Source organism: Bradyrhizobium sp. PRIMUS42 (genome assembly GCF_023006515.1).
GTDB lineage: Bacteria > Pseudomonadota > Alphaproteobacteria > Rhizobiales > Xanthobacteraceae > Bradyrhizobium.
The window spans coordinates 1-22,330 of the sequence record NZ_JALBGZ010000035.1; the positions used below are offsets into that span (position 1 = coordinate 1).

Below are 22,330 nucleotides of genomic sequence, written 5' to 3' on the forward strand. Positions count from 1 at the left end.
CTGGTGCCGGCGATGCGCGAGATCGGGGCCAACGAGGGCCTGCCGCCGCTGCCGAAGATCGAGCTGCTGCTCTACAAATCCAGCGGCGCAACCTCGAAGGCGGCGACCGCGCTGCACGATTATCTCGCGCACTACCTCCGCCTCGACGAAGAGCTCAGCGGCCGCGGCGCGCCGATCGAGCTGGGCTAGGCCGCTAAAAAACTCGAAAACAACCCCATGCACAGTAGAGCGGCCCTTGTTCGCAAAGGGATTTTCGCGTGCTGCTTCTCGCAGAGCCGCGCCGTCTTTTCGTTCGGTACTTGAGTTGACACGTCGGGCAAAACACCTGCACGATTGCATTAAGACCCCTTCACGGGCCCTCCACTGCCCTCACGTAGCGCCACCGGCGGCCAGAACTTCGCCCAGGGCTGCACCTGCTCGAACGCCGCCGCGATACGGAAGATCGTGGGCTCGTCGAGCCAGGGCGCGATGATCTGAAGCCCGATCGGCATGCCATCACGATCGAAGCCGCAGGGCAGCGTCGCCGCAGGAAGACCGGCAAGATTGATCGGCCAGGTAAAGGGCGACCAGCCAAGATGCGGATCGACCTTCCTGCCATCGATGGTGTCGACGCCGATCTGGCCAGCCTGGAATGCAGTGACTGCAACAGTCGGCGTCACGAGCGCATCGACGCGTTCGAACAGCTTCACGAAAGCGCTGCGCGCCTGGCCACGGCGGTAGCTCGCTGCGATGTAGTCCGTGCCGCTGTAGTCACGGCCGGCACTGACAACGGCTTGGTAGTCCGTCTCAGAGCTTGCGAGGTCGGCTGCGGATTTGGTCGCGACCGCCGCAGCCTGTTCGGTGAGTGCGATCGGCTTCAGCGTATGCTCGAGAATTCCGGGATCGAGATCCGGCCCATCCATAGTGACCCGCGCGCCACAGGAATCGAGAATGGCGAGCGCCTTGTCAAACGCTGCGCACACGTCCGGGCTGACGGCGGCATAGCCGAGATCGGCGCTGGCGCCGATACGAACACCATCCAGGCGCCCAGCATTCGCATCGAAGCAGCGCGTGGACACCGGAAGACTCGCGGCATCACGCACATCGTAGCCGGCGATGATCCCGAGCGTCAGCGCAGCGTCCGAAACGGTGCGCGTGATCGGCCCGGTATGGGCAAGCGAAGCCCAGGACGGCGGCGAGAAGCCCGGCGAGCGCGGCACGAGGCCGAAGGTCGGCTTCAAGCCGAACACGCCGCAGAAGGAGGACGGCACACGGATCGAGCCGACACCGTCAGTGCCAATCGCGATCGGACCGCAGCCGGCGGCAACGCCTGCCGCCGCGCCGCCGCTCGACCCCCCACTGGTGCGACCAGGATTCCAGGGATTGCGCGTGATACCTGTGACAGGGCTATCCGCCGTCAACTTATAGCCGGACTCGCAGGTCGTGGTCTTGCAGGTAATGATCGCGCCGGCCGCCTTCAGCGCCGACACAACCGCGGCATCGTCCCCGGGCACAAAGCCTTTGTTCATCGGCGAGCCGGCATAGGCCGGCACGCCCGCGACGAAGACGAGGTCCTTGATCGTCACCGGCACGCCGGCGAGCGGCCCCTTGGCCTCACCGGCGCGCATCTCCTTCGTGAGACGGTCGGCCTCTGCCCTCGCCTGCTCGTACATGGGCGTCACAACCCCGTTGCAGGCCTCGTTCGTCGCCTGAAGCGCGGCGATGGTCTCGTCGACGACATCGCGCGGCGTGAAGGCCTTGCGCCGGTAGCCGGCCATGATGTCGGTTGCAGAAAGCGCGCCAAGGCCAGTCGGCGCCGGCGGAAAGGCCGTTCGGCCGGAACCATCAGTCATCATCAAACCCAGGAGCTAGCTGAGCGCCGCGTCGACGGCGCGCTTGGCCATCACAGTAACGAGATGCGCCCGGTAATCGGCTTCGGCATGGATGTCGGAGGTGAGGCCCTCGGTGTCGATCCTGATCGCCGCAATCGCGGACGGATCGAAATTGCCCGACAGCGCCGCCTCCATCGGCGGCACGCGGAACACGCCGGGCCCAGCACCGGTGACGGCGACGCGAACGCCATCGGCGAACTGCGCGACGAACACGCCAACCAGCGCATAGCGCGAGGCCGGAGCCTTGAATTTTGCGTAGCCGGCCTTGACCGGCACGGGGAAGCGGATCGCAGTGATGATCTCGCCCGGCTCCAACGGGGTTTCGAACAAGCCGCGGAAGAACTTGTCGGCCGCGATCTCGCGCTTACTGGTGACGACGGTGGCGCCAAGGCCGAGCACGCCGGCGGGATAATCAGCAGCCGGATCGTTGTTCGCGACCGAGCCGCCGATGGTGCCGCGACTGCGCACAGCGGGATCGCCGATCATCGAAGCCAGCGCCGCGAGGCCGGGGATTTTGGTCTGCACCAGCTTCGAGCCCGCCACCATCGCATGCGGCGTCATCGCGCCGATGGTGATGGTGGTGCCGCCGTCGGTGATACCCTTGAGGTTTGCGAGCTTCGACAGGTCGACCAGCGCCGGCGGATTGGCCAGCCGTTGCTTCAGCGTCGGGATCAGCGTCATGCCCCCGGCAACCGGCTTACTGTCCTCGATCGAGGTCAGGAGCTTGGCCGCATCCGGAATCTGGTCGGGCTGGTGATAGGCAAATGGTTTCATTGTAGTCCTCCCTATTCCGCCGCGACCGGCAGCGACGCGTTTTGCAGCAGGCGCCAGATCCGGTTCGGGGTCGCCGGCATGTCGACATGCGTGACGCCGAGGTGCGAAAGCGCGTCCACCACCGCATTGATGACGGCGGCCGGCGAGCCGATGGTGCCGACCTCGCCGCAGCCCTTCACACCCATCGGCGTGTGGGTGCAAAGCGTCGAGTGGGTCGCAACCTTCATCATCGGCAGATGATCGGCGCGCGGCATGCAGTAATCCATCAGCGAGCCCGACAGCAACTGGCCGGACCCCTCGTCATAGACCGCGTTCTCAAACAGCGCCTGGCCGACGCCCTGCACGATGCCGCCATGCAGCTGGCCCTCGACGATCATCGGGTTGATTACCGTGCCGACATCATCGACCGCGGTGTAGTTCACGAGGGTGACCGTGCCCGTTTCGGGATCGACCTCGACCTCGGCGATGTGGCAGCCGCCGGGATAGGTGAAGTTGATGGGGTCGTAATAGGCCTGCTCCTCCAGCCCCGGCTCAAGCACCTCGAGCGGATAATCGTGCGGGACATACGCGGCCCCCGCGATCTCCTCGAACGTCTTGATGCGGTCCGTACCGGCGACGGAAAACTTGCCGGCCCCGAACTGGATGTCGGCCTCGGACGCTTCGAGCAGATGCGCGGCGATCTTCTTGCCTTTGACGATCACCTTGTCCGTCGCCTTCGACAGCGCGGCGCCTCCGACGACTAGCGAGCGCGAGCCATAGGTCCCCATGCCGAACTGGACGCGGTCGGTATCACCAAACACGATGTCGACGTTGTCGAATGCGACGCCAAGCTTGTCAGAGACGATCTGGGCGAAGGTCGTCTCGTGGCCCTGCCCGTGATTATGCGTGCCGATCATGACCGTCACCTGCCCGGTCGGATGCACGCGCACCGTGGCGCTCTCGTAGAGACCGCCGCGTGCACCGAGCCGTCCGGCAAAGCGCGATGGCGCAAGGCCGCAAGCCTCGACGTAGGTGGAGTAACCGAGACCGCGGAACTTGCCTTTGCGGGCAGAAGCCGCCTTGCGCACGCCAAAGTTCTTGACGTCGGCTGCGACCAGCGCGCCGTCGAGACAGCCTATGGGATCGCCGGAATCGTACTGCACCAGCACCGGTGTCTGATACGGATAGGCCTCCTTCGGGATCATGTTGCGGCGGCGGATCTCGACGCGGTCGATTCCCATCTCGCTCGCAGCGACGTCGACAATGCGCTCCAGCACAAAAGTCGCTTCGGGCCGGCCCGCGCCGCGATAGGCATCGACCGGCACCGTGTTGGTGAACACCACCTTCACGTTGCAGTAGATCGCGGGCGTGGTGTAGACGCCGCCGAGCAGCGGCCCGTAGAGATTGGTCGGGATGTTCGGTCCGAAGGTCGAGAGGTAGCCGCCCATATTGGCGAGCGTGTTGACGCGGAAGGCGAGGAATTTGCCGGTCTCGTCGAGCGCGAGCTCGGCCTCCGTGACGTGATCGCGGCCATGACGATCGGAGACGTAGCCCTCCGAGCGGCTCGCGACCCATTTTATCGGCCGCCTCACGCGCTTGGCGGCCCAGGTAATGACCGCCTCCTCGCCGTAGTGGAACTGCTTGACGCCGAACCCGCCGCCGACATCAGGCGCGACGACGCGCAGCTTGTGCTGAGGGATGTTCAGCACCAGCGCGCCCATCAGGAAACGCACGACGTGCGGGAACTGGCTCGTGGTCCATAGCGTGTAGCGATCGGTGCCCGGCTCGTATTCGGCGATCGCCGCGCGCGGCTCCATGGGATTGCCGATCAGGCGATTGTTGACAAGGCTCAGCTTGGCGACATGCGCCGCCTTCTTGAATGCGGCCTCGACCGCGCCCTTGTCGCCGAGCTCCCAATCGCAGCAGATGTTGTTCGGCACGTCGTCGAACAATTGCGGCGCGTCCGGCCTGATAGCTTCGAGCACGCCGACCACGGAGGGCAGCACCTCGTAGTCGACCTTCAAGAGTTCGGCCGCCGCATTGGCCTGCTCCGGCGTCTCCGCGACGACGAAAGCGACCATGTCGCCGACGAAGCGCACCTTGTCCTGGGCCAACATCGGAAACGGCGGCTCCTTCATCGGCACGCCTTTGGCGTCCGTGATACCCCAACCGCAGGGCAGCGATCCCAGTGCATCGTCGGCGACATCGTCGCCGGTCAGCACCGCTATGACGCCGGGCGAGGCCAGCGCTGCGCTCCTGTCGATGCCGCGCAACGCCGCATGGCCATGCGGCGAGCGTACGAACACGCCCGCCGTCATGCCCGGCCGCTTGATGTCGGAGACGTAGTTGCCGCGGCCGGTGAGAAAGCGCTGGTCCTCCTTCCGCTTCGGTGCGGCGCCGATGCCGATCACATTTCCCATGGTCACTCCCCCTTGGCGGCGTTCATGGCGGCAGCGCCGGCCATGACCGAGACGACGATGTTCTGGTAGCCGGTGCAGCGGCAGATGTTGCCTTCGAGGCCATGACGGACATCGGCCTCCGTCAGGTCCGGCTTCTCGGTCGCGAGCGCGACAGCGGTCATCAGCATGCCGGGCGTGCAGAAACCGCATTGCAGGCCGTGATGCTCGCGAAACGCCTCTTGCATCGGATGCATCAGGTTCGAGCCCGCCGCGCCTTGCAGGCCTTCGATGGTGAGTAGCGTCTTGCCGTCGAGCGCTGGAGCCAGCAGCGTGCAGCTCTTCACCGGCAGGCCGTCGAGATGAACCACGCAGGCGCCGCACTGACTGGTATCGCAGCCGATATGGGTGCCGGTGAGGTTGAGTTGCTCGCGCAAGAGCTCGGCGACGAGCGTTGCCGGCTCGACCTCGACAGTGGTTGGCCGTCCGTTGAGTGTGAAGGATATCTGCACGGTCATGCTCCTTTGCGCGACGGGTCTTTAGGCAAGTGGAAGCGCGCTGCCGGTGGCCCATGTGGCCATCACGACGTCGCCGACGGTGAAGGGATCTGCGAAGAAGGTCTTTTCCGGCACATAGGCCACGAACTCGTCGTCCGGCACGGTGTCGAGCATCACCTTGACGAAATAGCCCTGGTATTCGATCGCGAGCACCCGGCTCGGCAACGATGTGGTGCAGCCCGGCGGCAGGTCCCTGCCCGGCCGAACCAGCGCGACATCGTCGCGGCGCACCGCGATATCGACCTTGTCGCCGACGTTGACGCTCGGGCGAGCCTGAAGCGGCACCTCGATGCCTGAGGGCCCCGCCTGCGCAAGCGTGAAGCTGGCGCCGTTGACCTTCTCGACGTGCCCCGACAGCACATTCTGCCCGCCCATGAACTGGGCGACATAACGGTCGTGCGGATGAGCGTAGACATCGCGCGCCGGCCCGGCCTGCTTGATCTGGCCCTGCTCCATCACCACGACGAGGTCGGCGAGTGCGATCGCCTCCAGCTGGGTATGGGTGACGTGGATGAAGGTGATGCCGAGTTCCTGCTGCATCCGCCTGAGCTCCTGCCGCATCTGGACGCGGAGCTGCTCATCGAGTGCCGATAGCGGCTCGTCGAGCAGCAGCACGCGCGGCTCGGTGATCGCAGCACGCGCCAGCGCCACCCGCTGTTGCTGGCCGCCGGAGAGCTGGGCCGGCAGGCGGTCGGAGAATTGCGTCAGCCGCACTTTCTCGATCATGGCGTCGGCCGCGCGCAGACGATCGGCCTTGGACATGCCGCGCACCCGCAGGGCGAAGGCGACGTTCTCGCGCACGGTGAGATGCGGGAACAGCGCATAGGACTGGAACATCATCGCCGTGCGCCGCTGCACCGGCGCGAGGCCGACGACGTTCTGGCCGCCAATGACGATCTCGCCCGCCGTCGGATCCTCATGGCCTGCAATCATGCGCAGGATCGTCGTCTTGCCGCAGCCGGAAGGGCCGATGAAGCAGCAATAGGCGCCGTCCGCGATCTTCAAATTAACGCCGTCAACCACGTTGGTGACGCCGTCGAAGCTCTTGCAGACACCCGCCAGTTCGATATCGCCGCGATCGTTTTTCATTCCTAGCCCTTTGCCCGGCTGCCGCGCTTCTTCTGGATCAGCACGATGGTGCCGAGGCTGGCGCCAATGACGACGAAGGAGACGATAGTGGTCACCGTTCCCAGCGCGTAGAGCGAGGGCGAGGTGACGTTCAGCGTCATGCTCCATATCTCCAGCGGCAACGTATTGAGCGAGCCCGCGGTCTGTAGACTGCGCGCAAACTCGTCATAGGACAGCGTGAAACCGAACAGCGCGACCGCGATCAGGCCGGGCGCCAGCACCGGGATCATCACCAGCCCGATCGACTGCCACCGGCTCGCGCCGAGATCGTAAGCCGCCTCTTCCCAGGCGTGATCGAAGCGCGACATCACCGCGAACATCACGAGCACGCCGAATGGCAACGTCCAGGACAGCTGCGCGCCGAGTGCCGAGGTGTACCAGCTCGCGTTAAGCCCGAGCGCCTGGAACAGAAGCCCCGTGCCGAGGCCGAGCACGAGACCGGGCGCGACCAGGCTGCCGATCATCATGTAGAAGACGAAGGTGTCGCCCCGGAAGCGCCTGCGGAAGCCGAGGCCGGCGAGGAACGAGACCACCACCGTGATGACGGTGACGATGGCCGCGAGCTTGATCGAACGGTCGAACGAGCCCTTGACGTCGCCGGTACGCACCTGGGTGAAGAGGTCGACGAACCAGTGCAGCGACTGCCCCTTCATCGGGAATACGAGCCCGCCACGGATATCCTGGAACGACAGGACGTAGATGCAGAACATCGGGCCGTAGAGCGCGATGACGTAAGACGTAAACAACGCCGCCAACACGTAGAACGTCCACGGCCTGCCGTCCTTGCTCGGCGCGATTGCCTTGATCGTCGCGGCCGCTGCCGGCTTGGAGATATCGGTTTTGGGCATGTCGGCGAGAACCGCGCTCATCGCGTGATCTCCTGCCTCATATCGACGGTACGCAGGATCAACGAGACGATGGCGACCAGCACCAGTGTCAGCAGCACGGCGCTCGCCGCCGCGGTCGGATATTGCAGCACGCCGACATCCTCGTAAAACGCACTCACCACCGAGGCCGAGCCGCCGCCGGACATCACCTTGACCACGAAGAAGTCGCCCATCACGATCGAGACCACGAAGATGGTGCCGAGCGCGATGCCGCTCTTGGACATCGGCACCACGATCAGGCGCATGATGTCGAAGCGGCTGGCGCCGGCGTCGATCGCAGCCTCGATCAGCTTCTTGTCGATCCTCGCCATGGAGTTGAAGATCGGCACGATCATGAAGATCGTGAGCTGGTGGACATAGGCGATGACCACCGCAAGGTCGGAGAACAACAGCACCTCGAGCGGCTGGCGGATCACGCCCGCTCCTAGCAGCGCCTGGTTGATCAAGCCTTCCTTGCCGAGCAGCGGAATCCAGGAAATCATCCGGATGATGTTCGAGGTCCAGAACGGAACGGTGCAGAGCAGGAACAGGCCGATCGCCAGCAACTGGTTGCGGACGTGAAACACCAGGAAATAGGCAACGAAGAAGCCGATGATCAGCGTGAAGATCCAGGCCAGGACCGTGAACTTGATCGTCGCCAGATAGAGCTTCAGTGTCAGCGCCGAGTGCAGCACCTCGACATAGCTTGCGAGCGTGAAGCCGGGGGTGAGCCCGCCAAAGCCGTCGGTGGCGAAGAAGCTCGCACCGAGCACGACCAGGATCGGCGCCGCAAAGAACGGCACCAGCACCAGGACCAGCGGCGAGACGTAGAGCCAGCCGGCCAGATTGGATCGCGATGGAGTTGGACTTTGAATTGGATTTGGCTGCATGTCAGCGAACGCCTCGACGTCGATCTTCACCCGCCGGCGCGTCGCCGCGCCGGCGCCTTTCGTCAGGGAAAAGCAGGTTTCAGGCCACCTTGAAGTCGTTCCAGCGCTTGTTCATGTAGGCGGCCTCGTCCATCAGCGTGTTCCAACAGGAGATGTTCTTGACGCGGTCGAGGAACGAGCCGCCGTCACGCTTGGTGCCGGCCTTCTCCATGGCAACGCCGTAGGGATCGTTGACCACCTCCGGCGCGGGCTGGCCCTCGTACCAGAAGGCCCATTCGGCCCGCGTGAGGAATTTCTTCGCGGTCGAGGGCACGGGGCTGTAATAGCCGTAGCGCGCGACGAAGCCGCCCTGCCAGCCCGAGAGGTACCAATTCAGATATTCATAGGCAGCATCGAGTTTCTTGCCGGAGAGATGCTTCATCAGGCCCATGCCGTTGCACCAGCCGCGGTAGCCTTCCTTGCCGTTCTTGACGTTGACAGGCGCGTAGACGCAGGGAATTTCCTTGACGCGGACAGCCGCGACCGCGGGCGACCACATCGACTGGATGACCACCTCGCCCGCCGCCATCAGCTGCACCGACTGGTCGAAGGTGGTCCAGGTCGCGCGGAACTGGCCCTGCTTCTTCAGCTCGATCAGCTTGTTGCAGGTGAAGTCGATCTCCTCCTTGGTCATGTTGCCCTTGTTGCCGTACTTGATCAGCCCGGCACTCTCGAAGCAGAGCGCGGCGTCCATGATGCCGATCGCGGGCACGTCGAGGATCGCGGCCTTGCCCTTGAACTTAGGATCGATCAGGTCCTTCCACTCGGTCACCTCATGGCCGACGAGGTCGGGGCGATAGCCGATGGAATCGGCGTTGTAGACCTGCGGCAGGAAGGTCGCCCATTCAGTGACGCCGTCATTGAGATCGGTCGCATCGGGCTTGGCGATGTACATGGCCTCATAGGGCGAGATGCCCTGGCGCGGGATCTTGTGACCGTCGATCTCGCCTTTGGTGAAGATCGGCAGGATGTTGTCGAACTCCTTGATCTTCTTGACCTCGATGCCCTGGATCACGGCGCGCTTGGCGGCGAGCTTGGCCTGCCAGCCCTCGAGATCGGCAATATCGACCGTATTAGGCTGGCTTATGAAGCGGTTGATGGCGGCGGAGGTGTCGAGGTTTTGCATCGTCACCTTGAAACCGAGATCCTTGGCCGCCTGGTCGCCGATCGCTTTCACCACCGAATAGGACACGCCGACATGTCGCAGCTCGATGTCCTTGATCTCCTGCGCCCAGATGGTCGGGAAACCGCGGATCGCATCCGCCCCCACTGTAGCGCCAGCAACTGCCGCCGCGCCCTTCAACAACGTGCGGCGGCTCAGCTTTTTCGCAGGCCTCGCCTCCGTTCCCGCCGGATCGGAAGTGAATGTCCCCTTACCCTCATCAGACATGGCAACCCTCGTTGGTTACGATGAACGCCCGCACCGGTCGCCATTGACCGACTGCAGATGTGATCGGTTGCGCGTGAGGCTAGGGTCGGAATTTTGCGAAGTAAAATTGGAAGTAAAAATTTGCGACATAAGCGCCACTAATGGCTCAACTCTCTGCACTTCGTCGCGGCAGGCGACTCAGGAAGGCAGCAGGGCATAAGTACCGGTCGCTATGACGAGATAATTGTCGGTCTTTCGTTTTGGCGAACTGTTCGAAGTCTGAGCCTGCCTTTCGAAGAAGCTCCTCGCTCTTACCTGATCAACGACGCAGCGCGATGCGCCGCAAGGGATGACTTTGGGCCTCCGCAACTGAACCTGCTGATCAACGCTTGGTAGTTCGAAGGTCCTCCGAAGGATTGGCTATGCTCGTTCGCCGACGGCCCACGCCAGTTTTCAGCAAGTCTGCTCACGTTGGTCGTGGCAAGCTTTTCTTGGATTTCCCCCTGCACACGTCGTGCACACGCCGCCTTCTAACCATTTGAAAGACCTAAACTCTCGCTCCAGTCCATCATGGGTGCCACGGAAAAGCGATAGTCTTGCGATTTCAATGATTTACCTTATCATCTCAATAGGATGAAACACGAACGTGTGCACTCCAACTAGCCGAATTTGCACACGTTTGTACCTGTTTTGACCTCTCAGTGCACACGTAGCGCACACGAATTGGGGAGTGCACACGGCCGTGGCCAGCTTCACGCATTTGCCTTCCGGGAACTGGCGCGTCCAGGTCCGCCGCAAGAACCGCTACGTGTCAGAGACCTTCCGCCGGCGCAAGGACGGTGAGGATTGGGCGCTCGATATGGAACGCAATATCGACCGCAGTGGATCACCAAAACCACGCGCTGCTGTCCAGGCGCGTACATTCGGCGACATCATCGACCTTCACGTCGAGGATATGCATGAAGTCGGGCGCCCTCCCCGCCGCTCAAAGGCCGCCGTGTTGGAAGCACTGAAGGAAGCGCTGGGAACAGTGAAACTGTCTAAGCTCAATCGCGAGCGACTTATCGAATTTGGACGCAAGCGCGCGAAGGAAGGCGCTGGTCCGGCCACGTTGGCGATCGATTTTTCCTTTATCAGAACCGTGACTACGCACGCTGCAGCCGTTCACGGCATTGAGCTCTCGGCCGAAGAGGTTCGCTTAGCACGCTTTGCAATGAAGCATCCGACCCCTATTCTACTCCGCACAGGGCGCGGCTAGGCACCTTGCCTATTTCGGAAACAGCTTGTCGCGAATGTAGCGCGAGGTTGGGGTCAATTTCAGCCCGCGCGGCTTTCGCCATTCCACCCGGTCGAGCTCCTTCTTGTCGCCGATCTTGAGGGGGCCCGAGGCCTTCTTGCTCAGGAGGATCGCATCGCTCATCCTTCGGCCGGACCTGCGGTTCTTGCCGTTGACTTCCTTCCACAGCCTCAACTCGCCAAGCCTGGAGCTTGGGCAGCTCCTCCATGATCTCGCGATGGAGGCATTTTCTCTCGCTCTCGCCGGCCCGCCTGCGGCCGCCCGGAAAATCCAGCGCTTGTCGCGCCGCCGCCTGACCAGGAGCACCCTACCCTTCCTTGGAACGACAAGCTTTGATGACGTCGCCATTCGCTAGTCCGCCAGCTCGATCGCGAGAGGTTGGTGGTCCGAAGCATCGGTTGCTTCGTTGACCTCGATGCTGCGCACGCGACTGACCAGATCCTCCGTGACGAAGATGAAGTCGCGACAGTCCGGCCCGTCGACCCATTGCGCGCGGTCGTAGATGCCGCACGTTGGCGGCCGCGGGCAGCCGGGACGATTGGCGGTCCACGCGTCCCGATAATTCAGACCCGGCCGGCTGGCCCGGTCGATCAGGGCATGCTGGGGATCGGCGACGTCGAAATTGAAATCGCCGCACATCAGGCTCGAGGCAGCGACGGTCTGGCTTCCATATGGCTCATCGTGCCGGGAGCTCGCCTGCCTGGGGCTCTCCGACGCGTCCTGCTGCAGATCCAGCAGCCGCGTGATCTGCGCGTAACGCTGATCGGCCGAATGAAACTCGAGATGCGTGTTGACGATCCGAACCGCGCCGAACGTCGCCTGAACCGTCACCTCCAGGGCGTGACGGCGCATGCTGCGCACCCCACCCGCGCCCGGAAACGGCAACAGGTGATTGGCGATCTGCACCACCGGCAACCGCGACAGCGTCATGTTGCCGAAGCAGTGGATGCTGCCCGCGCGATCCATCGTCTCAATCGCCGGCCGGAAGATCGCGGAATAGCCCGGCAGCAGCTCTGCGAGCTGCGCACTCTGGTCCGCACCATCGCCGAATCTCGAAAAATTCACGCTCAATTCCTGGAAGCAGAACACGTCCGCATCAAGCGTCCGCCTGGCCACTGCAACGATCCTGGAGAGATCGGTGACGCCGTCGCACCCCTTGCCGCACTGAATGTTCCAGGTGAGAAGTCGCATTACCGGATACCCGCGCGCATGAATGACTGAACGAACTGGCGCTGGAACAGCAGGAACGCGATCAGCAGCGGCGCCATCGTCATAACCGTCGCCGCCGTGATCACCGACCAATCGACGCCGGTCTCAGGCGCGCCGAACACGGCAAGACCCACCGTGAGCGGCCGCGCTTCCACCGAATTCGTCACGATCAGCGGCCATAGGAAGTTGTTCCAGTGATAGCTGACGGAGACGAGGCCGAAGGCGACATAAGTGGGGCGTGCCAACGGCACATAGACCCGCCAAAGGATGACCAGTGGGCCTGCTCCCTCGACCCGGGCGGCTTCGACCAGCTCCTGAGGCACGCTCTTGAAGGTCTGCCGCAACAGGAAGATACCAAAGGCGCTCGCCAGATAAGGCAGCGCGATGGCAGGAATCGTATCGAGCAATCCCAGCCTGGCGATCGCGCGGTAGTTCTCGACGATGAGGACGTCGGGCATGATCATGAGCTGGAGCAGCACGAGCGCGAAGGCAATGCCGCTGCCCTTGAACCTGAAGCGCGCAAAGGCATAGGCGGCCAGCGTGGACAGGATGAGCTGGCCGACCAGGATGAACGTCACCAGCACGACCGTGTTGAGATAGTACCGGGCGAACGGCGCCTGCTTCCAGGCCCGGGCGAAATTCTCCAGCGTCCAGGGCGCGGACAGGCTGAACGATGTGGCGTAGGCCGCCGGATGCAGCGCGCTCCAGAAGGCATAGGCCAGCGGAGCGAGCCAGATCAAAGCCAGGAGCCATGCCGCGACGGCCTCGACGGGGTGTGTCCGGCCTCTCATTGGTAGTGGATCCTGCGATCGAGATAACCGAACTTCAACAGCGCAATCGCGCTGAGCAACATGAGAAGCACGACCGTCAGCGTTGCCGCGTAGGAGGAATCCTGGAACGTGAAGGCGACCTCATAGATGTAATAGAGCAGCAGCGTGCTGGCGTTGTTCGGACCGCCCTTGGTCATGATGACCAGATGGTCCACCAGCTTGAACGAGTTGATGACGGCATTGATGGCCACGAACAGCGTGGTCGGCATCAGCAGCGGGAACGTGATGCGGCGGAACGTGTACCACCGGCTCGCGCCTTCGATGGAGGCGGCTTCATCGAGGTCCGGCGAGAGCTGTTGCAGCGCCGCCAGATAGAAGATCATGAAGAAGCCGGCTTCCTTCCAGATCACCATGACGATCAGGCAGCCCATCACCGTTGAGGGATCGCCGAGCCAGTTCCAGCCGCCGAGGCCGAACAGCCCGCGCAGCTGATCGAGCGCGCCGTAACCCGGCGTGTAGAAGAACAGCCAGATGTTGGCGACGGCGATCATCGGCAGCACGGTCGGCGTGAAGTACGCCAGTCGCAGAAAGCCGCGGCCGCGCATGTTGCGATTGACCCAGACCGCCATGATCAGAGCCAACGCGATCGAGGTCGGGATGGTGCCGAGCGCAAACCAGAAATTATTGATCAGCGCCTTCCAGAAGATCGGATCGGCCGCCATGGCCTGGTAGCTGTCCGCCCCGACGAAGACCTCGTTGCCGTTCCGCTTGGTGATGAACAGCGAATGCCGGAGCGTTGCCAGGATCGGCCAATGCGTGAACGCCACCAGCAGCACCGCCGCCGGCAACAGCAGCAGCCACGCATTCACGGCATTCCACCACGCCTGCGACCGAGCGCGGCGTTCGGGGATTGGCGATGAGGCGGCGAGATCGGTCATTTTGGAGCCGGCGGGATGGCGGCGAACCACCCCCCCGCCATGTCCCTTCCTTTGCGCTTACTTGGCGGCGCGCAGCACGCGGTCGGACTGCGCCTGCGCGGCGGCCAGCGCTTCCTGCGGTTTCTGCGAGCCCGTGACCGCGGCCTGCACAGCATCGTTCACAAACTTGTAGATACGGCCGTTTTCGTGGACGGAGAGCTCCGGCACGGCATGCTCGAGCTGATCGCGCGCGACGGTCGCCTGCGGAAAACCCTTGGCGTAGTCTTCTATCGCCTTGGTCTTGTAGGCGGCCGGCGACACCGCGACGTAGCCGGTCTTCATGCTCCACTCCGCCGCACGCTCGGGTGCCGTCATCCACTGGATGAACTTGACGGCGGCCTTCTGCTGCTCGGGCGAAGCGCTCTTGAAGATGTAGAAGCTGCCGCCGCCGGTCGGCGATCCCCGCCGCTCCTTGGCCGGCAGCATGGCCACGCCGAACTGGAATTTTGCGGCGTCCTTGACGGCTGTGAGGTTACCCGTCGTGTGCCACATCATCGCCGTCTTGCCTTCGAGGAAGTCGGTGCGAAGCGTCGCCCAGTCGATGCTGCCGGTCGGCATGACGTTGTGCTTGCGCGACAGGTCGACCCAGTAATCGAGCGCGCCGACCGTCTTCGGCGCGGTGAGGTACACCTCGGTGCCGGTCTCGTTCATCATCTTCTGGCCGTTCTCGATGGCGAGCGCCTGCAGCATCCAGTAGCCGTAGCCGGTCGTCGGGATCTCGACGCCCCAACGCGTCGTGTTTGCGCCATCCTTCTTGACCAGCTTCTTCGACATCTCGACCATTTCGTCCCAGGACGCCGGCGCCTTCTCCGGATCGAGGCCCGCTTCCTTGAACGCGTCCTTGTTCCAGTACAGAACGATGGTCGAACGCTGGAACGGGATGCTCCAGGTCTTGCCGTCGACCTGGCCGTTGGCCATGAACGCGGGATAGAACTCCTTGAACCAGGCCTTGTCGCTGACGAGGTCGTCAAACGGCACGATCGCGTTCTCGTCCAGCAGCGTGAACACGTCGGTCGACAGCAACACTGACAGTTGCGGCGGCTGCCCACCCTTCATGGCGGTCATCGCCTTGGTCATCGTATCCGTGTAGTTGCCGGCATAGACTGCCGTCACCTTGACGTCCGGATTGTCTTTCTCGAAGCGCGAGACCATGTCGTCGATGATCTTGGTGACGGGACCGCCGACCGCGACCGGATAGTACATGGTCAGATCCACCGCGGCAGCGGGACGCGCCCCTATCGAGAGCAGGGTAAGTGCGGCTGCCATCAACATCGTTCGTCGCGCAAACATCTCTCTCTCCCTCTGTAATCCGCCGAGCGCCTGAAACCACCGCTGCTATCCAGCGGAGGTCGCCAGCCGGCCCTCCCTGGCTGAAGTCTCCAATCGACATTCCGAAGCTGGATCGAACCGATGCTCGTGACCGGCCTCCCAGGCCAGCCGGATATCCTCGCCGGGCTGAACCTTGCTGAACCCTTCGAGTCGAACCGAGATCGGCTGACCGTCGATGTCGCACAGCACGATACTGTCGGCCCCGAGATGCTCGACGGCCTTGACCCGCGCAGCATGATCCCCACCGGCCACAATGCGGATGTGCTCCGGCCGAATGCCGATGAGACGATCGTCCTGACGGACCAGATTCATCGGCGGTGTACCGATGAACCGCGCCGTGAACGCCGTCGCCGGCCGGTTGTAGAGCTCTTCCGGCGAGCCGTTCTGCTCGATGCGGCCATCGCGCATCAGGACGACGCGGTCCGCCATGGTCATGGCTTCGGTCTGATCGTGGGTGACGTAGACCATCGTCACGCCGAGACGTTGCTGCAACGCGCGGATCTCCGTTCGCATCTCGTGTCGCAACTTGGCGTCCAGGTTGGACAGCGGCTCGTCCATGAGACAGACCCGCGCCTCGGCAATGATGGCGCGCCCCAGCGCGACGCGCTGGCGCTGCCCTCCCGACATTTGCGACGGCTTGCGGTCGAGCAGATGCGTCAAACCAACGATGTCGGCGACGCGACGAAGCCGGGCGTCACGCTCGGCGCGCGACACGCGCCGCACGCGCAGCCCGAAGATGATGTTCTCGGCCACGCTCAAATGCGGAAACAGCGCATAGGACTGGAACACCATGGAGATCTTCCGGTCCGCCGGCGACAGGCGGGTCACGTCGACGCCGCCGATGGCGATCGTGCCGGCATCGGCCTCCTCGAGACCGGCGATCAGCCGCAGCGTGGTCGACTTGCCGCAGCCGGACGGTCCCAGCAGCACCAGCAGCGAGCCCTCCTCCGCCGTCAGACTGATGTCGTCGACGGCGCGCATCGCGCCCCACGACTTGGAGACATGATTCAGCGTAATCGCCGACATGGCCGGTTCGCTCTCAGCATGATGCAGCTACGCTGATGGCGGCTCGATCCAACGGAGCAGCGGCAATGCCGGCCCAGACCGGTCCATGCCTCCTCCCTCGAGCCACGCGCATTCATCGGCGTAGCGACTATTATGTTCATATGAACATAATGTGACACCATATGAAACACAAAATTGCGTCTCAGCCGTTCAAATGATACTTTTGTCGGGAACGGAGGGCTTATGCCCAGGAGCGCCATCACACGTCAGGTCCACATACTGGAGATCGTGCGCGAGCAAAGCTTCGCTTCCATCGAGCAGCTTGCGGTGCGTTTCGAGGTGACCCAGCAGACCGTCCGCCGCCTTGTGAATGCGCTCTGCGACCAGGGACTGCTTCGACGCGTGCATGGCGGGGTCAGCCTCCCCGTCCAGAATCAGAACCTCGCCTACAGCAGCAGACACAGGCTGAACGCCGAAGCCAAGCGGCGCATCGCGCATGCGACCGCCAAACTCATTCCCGACGGGACGTCGCTGATGATCGGGCTCGGCACGACGCCCGAATATGTCGCGCAGGCACTCTCCCGCCGACGGGATCTGCGGGTGATCACCAACAGCCTGAACGTGGCTGCAGCCTTCTCGCATAATCCGGACGTGGAGATCACCATCGCCGGCGGCACGCTGCGGCCGCTCGACCGTGACATCATTGGTGAGGCCGCCGTGCGCTTCTTCTCGAGATTTCGCGCCGACTTCGGGATCTTCGGCGTCGGCGGCGTCGATCCGGACGGCACGTTGCTCGACTTCCATGTCGAGGAAGTCAAGGCACGCCAATCCATCGCCGCCAATTCACGAACGTCCGTGCTCGTGGCCGACATCACCAAATTCGGGCGCAATGCGACAGTTCGTGGCGGCCACCTCGACGAGTGCCACCATCTCGTCATCGACGACCGATTGCCGGCAGCATTTGAACTGATTGCGCAAAGATATAGCGGCCAGATCCATACCGCCGGCGACGCTCGCGCAGATTTCGAGCGCCTCGGCAATACCTAGCCGGTACCTGCACATCGTCGCTGCTCGGTCCGATCGCGCCTCCCCGGAGGCGAGGTGCGACATCTATTCACCCTCCGCGCCGAAGGGCCGGGGGACGATCCAACCTGTCACGATTGACCTGTTATAACATTTCGGCAAATGTCCTAACTAATCGGAAATAAAAATCCGGATTTTCGGGAGGATCGCATGCCGTCATTCACGCCGACGCGACGAACGCTACTCAAGACCGGAACTGCAGCCGCCGCTTTCGCGACGTTTGGTCCGGCCTTTCTCCGGCAAGCTGCCGCGCAGGACGCCGACCTCGCGCCTTACAAATCCGCTCAGATCGACTGGCAGCAGGTCTCCGGCGAGACCATCACGGTCGCCGTGATCCCGGCGAGCTATTTCGAAAACCTCATCACGCTCGCGCCGCAGTTCAAGGCGCTCACCGGCATCGACGTCCGCTTCGAGAAGATTCCGCCGGCGCAGATCCGGCAGAAGTGCGTCATCGATCTGACCTCGAAGACCGGCACCTATGCGACCCACGCCGCCGATCCCATGTATTACGCGCTCTATGCCGCCAACAAATGGGTCGAGCCGCTCGACACTTACCTCGCCGACAAGTCGCTGACCGATCCGGCCTGGTTCAAGCTCGACGACATCATTCCGGCCTGGCGCAGCGCCAACGGCATCGACGGCAAGCTCTACGGCATGCCCTATGACGGCGAAGTCACCATTCAGGTCTATCGCAAGGACCTCTATGACGCGAAGGGCCTGAAGCCGGCCGACACGCTGGAGGCCTACATGTCCAACGCCGCGGCGTTGAACACGCCGAACGATCGCGTCTGGGGCGCAGCGCTGCGCGGCGTCGCCGGTGCCGGCCAGAACATGTACATTTATCCGTCGATCTTCCGCGAGTTCGGCGGCGACTGGATGAAGGGCGGCAAGCTCACCGTCAACGGCCCCGAGGCTGAGGCGGCGCTCGCCTGGTACGTCGACATCATGAAGAAGTACGCGCCGACAGCGGCGGCCAACTGGAACTGGCCCGATATCGCCGACGCCTTCTCGCAAGGCACCGTCGCCAGCTACATCGACGCGCATTCGTCGGCCTCGGTCATCAACAACCCGGAAAAATCCAAGGTGGTTGGCAAGGTCGCCTACGCGCGCTGGCCGAAGGGCCCCTCGGGCAAGCGCACCACGTCGATCTGGAACTGGGGCTTCCCAATCAATTCCGCGCTACCGGAGAAGAAGCGCAAGGCGACCTGGCTTTTCATCCAATGGGCCGCCAGCGCCGAGACCCAGGCGCGGACCGCGCACAAGTTCACCGGTCCCACCAAACGCTCGGGCGTCAACCGCACCTCGGTGTGGAAGGATCCGGATTACATCAAGCTGATGAACGGCTTTGGCGAGAACTTCGTCGAGGCCACGATGGGCGCTCTGCAGGAGGACACGGACGTCGACTGGCGTCCGCGCGTGCCGCAATGGCCGGCGATCGGCGACACCATGGCGACCGCGATCCAGTCGGCCCTGTCCGGCCAGGCTACGATCAAGGCTGCACTGGACGACGCGCAGCGCCGCATCGAACCGATGATGCGCGGCTGAGTCATGGCGACGACAGCGGAGATATCGGCCGGGATCGCGAGCGAGGCGCCTCGCAGCGATTTCGGACGCGTCCTGGCGCAGCGCGAGCGCCGGTTTGCGGCGGCCCTGCTTGCACCGGCCTTTCTTGCGCTGCTCGCCACGACGACGTTTCCGCTGCTCTTCCTGGTCTACACCAGCGCATTCCGGATGGATCTGGCGATGCCGTTCACCAACGGCTTTGTCGGATTCGAGAACTACCAGGTGCTGCTCTCCGACGAGCGCTTCTGGACCTCGCTGCTGGTGAGCCTCGTCTATACCGGCTCGACCGTCGCGCTGCAGGTCATCATCGGCCTGGCGCTCGCCCTGCTGGTCATGGACATGAAGCGTGGCCAGGGCTGGTTCAGGGTCATCGCCATCCTGCCCGTGGTGCTGTCGCCGGCGGTGGTCGGCATGATCTGGCGCACCTTCATGCTGGCGCCGGAGTTCGGCATCGTCGACTTCCTCGCCATCAACGCCGGCCTCGGCAGCAAGAACTGGCTCGGCGATCCCACGCTCGCGATGGTTTCGGTGATTGCGATCCATACCTGGCAGTGGACGCCCTTTGCGTTCATGGTGCTGCTGGCCTCGCTCGCCTCGCTGCCCGAGGACATCTACGAGGCGGCGCGGCTCGACCGTGCTTCCGCCTGGCAACGCTTTCGCCGCATCACCCTGCCCTTGCTGCGTCCCGCGATCGTCATGGTCATCATCATGCGGACCATGGTGGCGCTGACCGCGTTCGCGGCGATCTTCACCGTCACCGCCGGCGGCCCCGGCACGGCGACCGAGATCCTCAATCTCTATGCCTACCGCAAGTCCTTCACCGAACTGTCGATCGGCTACGGCTCGGCGCTCGCAGTCGCGCTGATGATCGTGACCATCATCATCTCCGGCATCCTGTTTGCGATGCGGAGGGCGAAATGACGGCCAAGCGCCTCCGCATCATCGCCCTGCTCGCGATCTCCATTGTCTTTCTGCTGGCCTGGGCGTTTCCGATCGTCTGGAGCGTGCTGAACTCGCTCAAGACCGATTCCGACGTACTGGCCTATCCGCCCAAGCTAGTGTTCGCGCCGACGCTGGAAGCCTATCGCGACGTGCTGTTCGGCTCGGGATCGATCCTGCCGAACCTGCTCTCCAGCGTCGTCATCTCGGTCGGCACCACCATCGTCACCATGCTGATGGCGGTGCCGGCGGCCTACGCGCTGGCGCGCCTGCGCTTTCGCGGCAAGAAGTTCGCGGGCTTCTACGTGCTGGCCACGCAGATGCTGCCGCCGGTCGGCATCATCATCCCCTACTTCCTGGTGCTGCGGAACATCGGCTGGATCGACACTTATCAGGGCATCATACTGATCTATCTGTCGTTCTCCCTGCCATTCGCGATCTGGCTGCTGGTCTCCTATTTCGAGGACATTCCTTTCGAGATGGAGGAAGCCGCCTATCTCGACGGCGCCAGCCGATTGAAGACATTGTGGCGGATCATCATTCCGCAGGTCCGTGGCGGCATCGCCGTGACGATCGTGTTCGTGTTCCTCAATGCGTGGAACGAATTCCTGTTCGCCGTCGTGCTCAGCGGCAACACGGTGCGTCCGGTCACGGTTGCCATGTTCAATTTCGTCTCCGTCGAGCAGACACTGTGGGCCAAGCTCGCCGCGGTCTCGGTTCTCGCCATGCTGCCTGTCGTCGTCCTCGGCGTGGTCGCGCAGAAGCATATCGTGAAGGGCCTGACGGTCGGTGCAGTCAAGGGCGGAGGGCGCCGATGAGCGGCCAAGGTCAGGTCAGTTTTCGCAACATCGTCAAGATGCACGGCGAGTTCGCCGCGCTGAAGAACGTGAATTTCGACATCAAGCCGGGCGAGTTCTTTGCCCTGCTCGGCCCGTCCGGCTCGGGCAAGAGCACGACGCTGCGCATCCTCGCCGGCTTGGATGCGCCGACCGCCGGCCGCGTGCTGATCGACGAGAAGGACGTCACCTCGACGGATGCGCGTGACCGTGACATCGCCATGGTGTTTCAGAGCTACGCGCTCTACCCACACATGACGGTGGCCGAGAACATCGCTTTTCCGCTGGAAATGGCCAAGCTGCCGAAGTCCGAGATCGCGCCCGCCGTGAAGGACGCGGCGCGCAAGGTGAAGATCGACCATCTGCTCGATCGCAAGCCGGGCCAGCTCTCGGGCGGCCAGCAGCAGCGCTGCGCGCTGGCTCGCGCCATCGTGCGCAAGGCACGCCTGTTCCTGCTCGACGAGCCGCTCTCCAACCTCGACGCAAAGCTGCGGCTGGAAACCCGCGCAGAGTTGAAGAAGCTGCAGCGCTCCCTCGGCGTCACCGCCGTCTACGTCACCCACGACCAGGAAGAGGCCATGACGCTCGCGGACCGCATGGCGGTGTTCATGGCGGGCGAGATCCAGCAGGTCGGCACGCCCGCGGAGGTGTTCGCCCGCCCGAACTCGATCGACATTGCCGGCTTCATCGGCAATCCCCCGATGAACCTCGTCCTCGCCCGTTACGTGGATGGCGACGTCGTCATCGCCGGCCATCGCCTCAAGACGACGGCCACGACCCCGGGTGAGCGCGATGTGGTGGTCGGGCTTCGGCCCGGCGCCCTGCGCATGACGGAGGGTGGGCTCGGTGCGCGCGTCGATCTGATCGAGGATCTCGGCGATACCGCCGTGCTCGATCTCGACTGTGCCGGCACCACGATCCGCATGCGCGTCGCCGACGGCAACATTCCCGGCGAGGGCGACACGATCTCGATCACAGCCCGGCCGCAAGACATTCACCTGTTCGATCCAGCAACACGCATGCGGTTCTGACACCATGGCTGTTCAAACACGCAAGAAAAAAGCCGCGCCGCTCGGCAGCGACGTGACCGCGGAGGGCTCCACGCCCCTGCATATCCAGATCCGCGAATCGATTCGCAGCCAGGTGCGCAACGGCAAGCTGATCGACGAGGCCGGCCGCCTGATGACCGAGGCCGAGCTCGGCCGTCATTTCGGCGTCAGCCGCATCACCATCCGCAACGCCATCGCGCCCCTGGTGAACGAAGGCATGTTCGACCGCTCGCGCGGCCGTGGCACCTTCCTGCGCTCGAACCAGCCCGAGAACTGGGTCGGCCACCTCATGGGCTTCTCGGAAACCATCCGCGACGCAGGCTACCAGGCCGGCGCCACGATCCTGCAGCAGGGCATGACCAACCGGCACGACGCCGCCGTTCGCGAGCAACTGCGCGAGCGCG

The 22,330-nt window shown here is 63.6% G+C and carries 20 protein-coding genes and 2 pseudogenes; 8 read left to right on the forward strand and 14 right to left on the reverse strand.

The window, feature by feature from the left end; genetic code table 11:
* A pseudogene (locus MOV75_RS05905) lies at window positions 1-189 on the forward strand (LysR family transcriptional regulator); the annotation flags it as partial.
* Between the two features lie 149 nt (window positions 190-338).
* On the opposite strand, the gene MOV75_RS05910 reads toward MOV75_RS05905, so the two are convergent.
* The 8 genes from MOV75_RS05910 to MOV75_RS05945 all read right to left on the reverse strand — a co-directional run bounded on the left by MOV75_RS05910 (window position 339) and on the right by MOV75_RS05945 (window position 9,890).
* Entirely contained in the window at window positions 339-1,832 is a 1,494-nt protein-coding gene (locus tag MOV75_RS05910; RefSeq protein WP_246918361.1) for an amidase, read from the reverse strand.
* Between the two features lie 15 nt (window positions 1,833-1,847).
* Entirely contained in the window at window positions 1,848-2,645 is a 798-nt protein-coding gene (locus MOV75_RS05915) for a xanthine dehydrogenase family protein subunit M (RefSeq protein WP_246918359.1), read from the reverse strand.
* An 11-nt stretch (window positions 2,646-2,656) separates the two neighbouring features.
* Entirely contained in the window at window positions 2,657-5,044 is a 2,388-nt protein-coding gene (locus MOV75_RS05920; protein ID WP_246918357.1) for a xanthine dehydrogenase family protein molybdopterin-binding subunit, read from the reverse strand.
* A 2-nt stretch (window positions 5,045-5,046) separates the two neighbouring features.
* Window positions 5,047-5,538 carry a (2Fe-2S)-binding protein gene (locus MOV75_RS05925; RefSeq protein ID WP_246918355.1) on the reverse strand — a complete coding sequence of 164 codons (492 nt, stop codon included), beginning with the start codon at window positions 5,536-5,538 and terminating at the stop codon, window positions 5,047-5,049.
* Between the two features lie 21 nt (window positions 5,539-5,559).
* A complete protein-coding gene (locus tag MOV75_RS05930; RefSeq protein ID WP_246918353.1) occupies window positions 5,560-6,666 on the reverse strand; it encodes an ABC transporter ATP-binding protein in 1,107 nt (368 codons plus the stop codon).
* 2 nt (window positions 6,667-6,668) lie between these two features.
* Window positions 6,669-7,574 (reverse strand): ABC transporter permease, encoded by a 906-nt coding sequence (locus tag MOV75_RS05935; RefSeq protein WP_246918351.1) that lies wholly within the window; start codon window positions 7,572-7,574, stop codon window positions 6,669-6,671.
* Complete coding sequence (locus MOV75_RS05940; protein WP_246918371.1) at window positions 7,571-8,461, reverse strand: ABC transporter permease; 891 nt, start codon at window positions 8,459-8,461, stop codon at window positions 7,571-7,573. Before MOV75_RS05940 ends, MOV75_RS05935 begins: the two co-directional genes overlap by 4 nt.
* A gap of 79 nt (window positions 8,462-8,540) precedes the next feature.
* Window positions 8,541-9,890, reverse strand: a complete 1,350-nt coding sequence (locus MOV75_RS05945; protein ID WP_246918349.1) for a PotD/PotF family extracellular solute-binding protein — start codon at window positions 9,888-9,890, stop codon at window positions 8,541-8,543.
* 721 nt (window positions 9,891-10,611) lie between these two features.
* On the opposite strand from MOV75_RS05945, the gene MOV75_RS05950 reads away from it, so the two are divergent.
* Window positions 10,612-11,127, forward strand: a complete 516-nt coding sequence (locus tag MOV75_RS05950) for a hypothetical protein (RefSeq protein WP_246918347.1) — start codon at window positions 10,612-10,614, stop codon at window positions 11,125-11,127.
* A gap of 9 nt (window positions 11,128-11,136) precedes the next feature.
* On the opposite strand, the pseudogene MOV75_RS05955 reads toward MOV75_RS05950, so the two are convergent.
* From MOV75_RS05955 to MOV75_RS05980, 6 genes and pseudogenes are all read right to left on the reverse strand, one after another.
* Window positions 11,137-11,514 (reverse strand): annotated as a pseudogene (locus MOV75_RS05955) (NUDIX domain-containing protein).
* Between the two features lie 3 nt (window positions 11,515-11,517).
* Entirely contained in the window at window positions 11,518-12,357 is an 840-nt protein-coding gene (locus tag MOV75_RS05960; protein ID WP_246918340.1) for an endonuclease/exonuclease/phosphatase family protein, read from the reverse strand.
* Complete coding sequence (locus MOV75_RS05965) at window positions 12,357-13,166, reverse strand: carbohydrate ABC transporter permease (protein ID WP_246918338.1); 810 nt, start codon at window positions 13,164-13,166, stop codon at window positions 12,357-12,359. The genes MOV75_RS05960 and MOV75_RS05965 overlap by 1 nt, the downstream gene beginning before the upstream one ends.
* Window positions 13,163-14,083: a carbohydrate ABC transporter permease gene (locus tag MOV75_RS05970; protein WP_246918330.1), complete on the reverse strand. Its 921-nt coding sequence runs from the start codon at window positions 14,081-14,083 to the stop codon at window positions 13,163-13,165. Before MOV75_RS05970 ends, MOV75_RS05965 begins: the two co-directional genes overlap by 4 nt.
* Window positions 14,084-14,140: 57 nt before the next feature.
* Complete coding sequence (locus MOV75_RS05975) at window positions 14,141-15,394, reverse strand: ABC transporter substrate-binding protein (protein ID WP_246918369.1); 1,254 nt, start codon at window positions 15,392-15,394, stop codon at window positions 14,141-14,143.
* A gap of 63 nt (window positions 15,395-15,457) precedes the next feature.
* Window positions 15,458-16,477 (reverse strand): ABC transporter ATP-binding protein, encoded by a 1,020-nt coding sequence (locus MOV75_RS05980; protein ID WP_246918322.1) that lies wholly within the window; start codon window positions 16,475-16,477, stop codon window positions 15,458-15,460.
* Between the two features lie 222 nt (window positions 16,478-16,699).
* On the opposite strand from MOV75_RS05980, the gene MOV75_RS05985 reads away from it, so the two are divergent.
* The 6 genes from MOV75_RS05985 to MOV75_RS06010 form a co-directional block, all read left to right on the forward strand.
* A complete protein-coding gene (locus MOV75_RS05985) occupies window positions 16,700-17,503 on the forward strand; it encodes a DeoR/GlpR family DNA-binding transcription regulator (protein ID WP_246918321.1) in 804 nt (267 codons plus the stop codon).
* 186 nt (window positions 17,504-17,689) lie between these two features.
* On the forward strand, window positions 17,690-19,084 hold the full coding sequence (locus MOV75_RS05990) for a sugar ABC transporter substrate-binding protein (protein ID WP_246918320.1): 1,395 nt from the start codon (window positions 17,690-17,692) through the stop codon (window positions 19,082-19,084).
* A 3-nt stretch (window positions 19,085-19,087) separates the two neighbouring features.
* The gene (locus MOV75_RS05995; RefSeq protein WP_246918319.1) at window positions 19,088-20,023 is read left to right on the forward strand and encodes a carbohydrate ABC transporter permease; all 936 of its coding nucleotides are present in this window, start codon (window positions 19,088-19,090) and stop codon (window positions 20,021-20,023) included.
* A complete protein-coding gene (locus tag MOV75_RS06000) occupies window positions 20,020-20,859 on the forward strand; it encodes a carbohydrate ABC transporter permease (RefSeq protein ID WP_246918316.1) in 840 nt (279 codons plus the stop codon). Before MOV75_RS05995 ends, MOV75_RS06000 begins: the two co-directional genes overlap by 4 nt.
* A complete protein-coding gene (locus MOV75_RS06005) occupies window positions 20,856-21,908 on the forward strand; it encodes an ABC transporter ATP-binding protein (RefSeq protein WP_246918315.1) in 1,053 nt (350 codons plus the stop codon). The genes MOV75_RS06000 and MOV75_RS06005 overlap by 4 nt, the downstream gene beginning before the upstream one ends.
* A 4-nt stretch (window positions 21,909-21,912) precedes the next feature.
* A partial coding sequence (locus MOV75_RS06010) for a GntR family transcriptional regulator (protein ID WP_247005224.1) occupies window positions 21,913-22,330 on the forward strand: 418 nt, incomplete at its 3' end.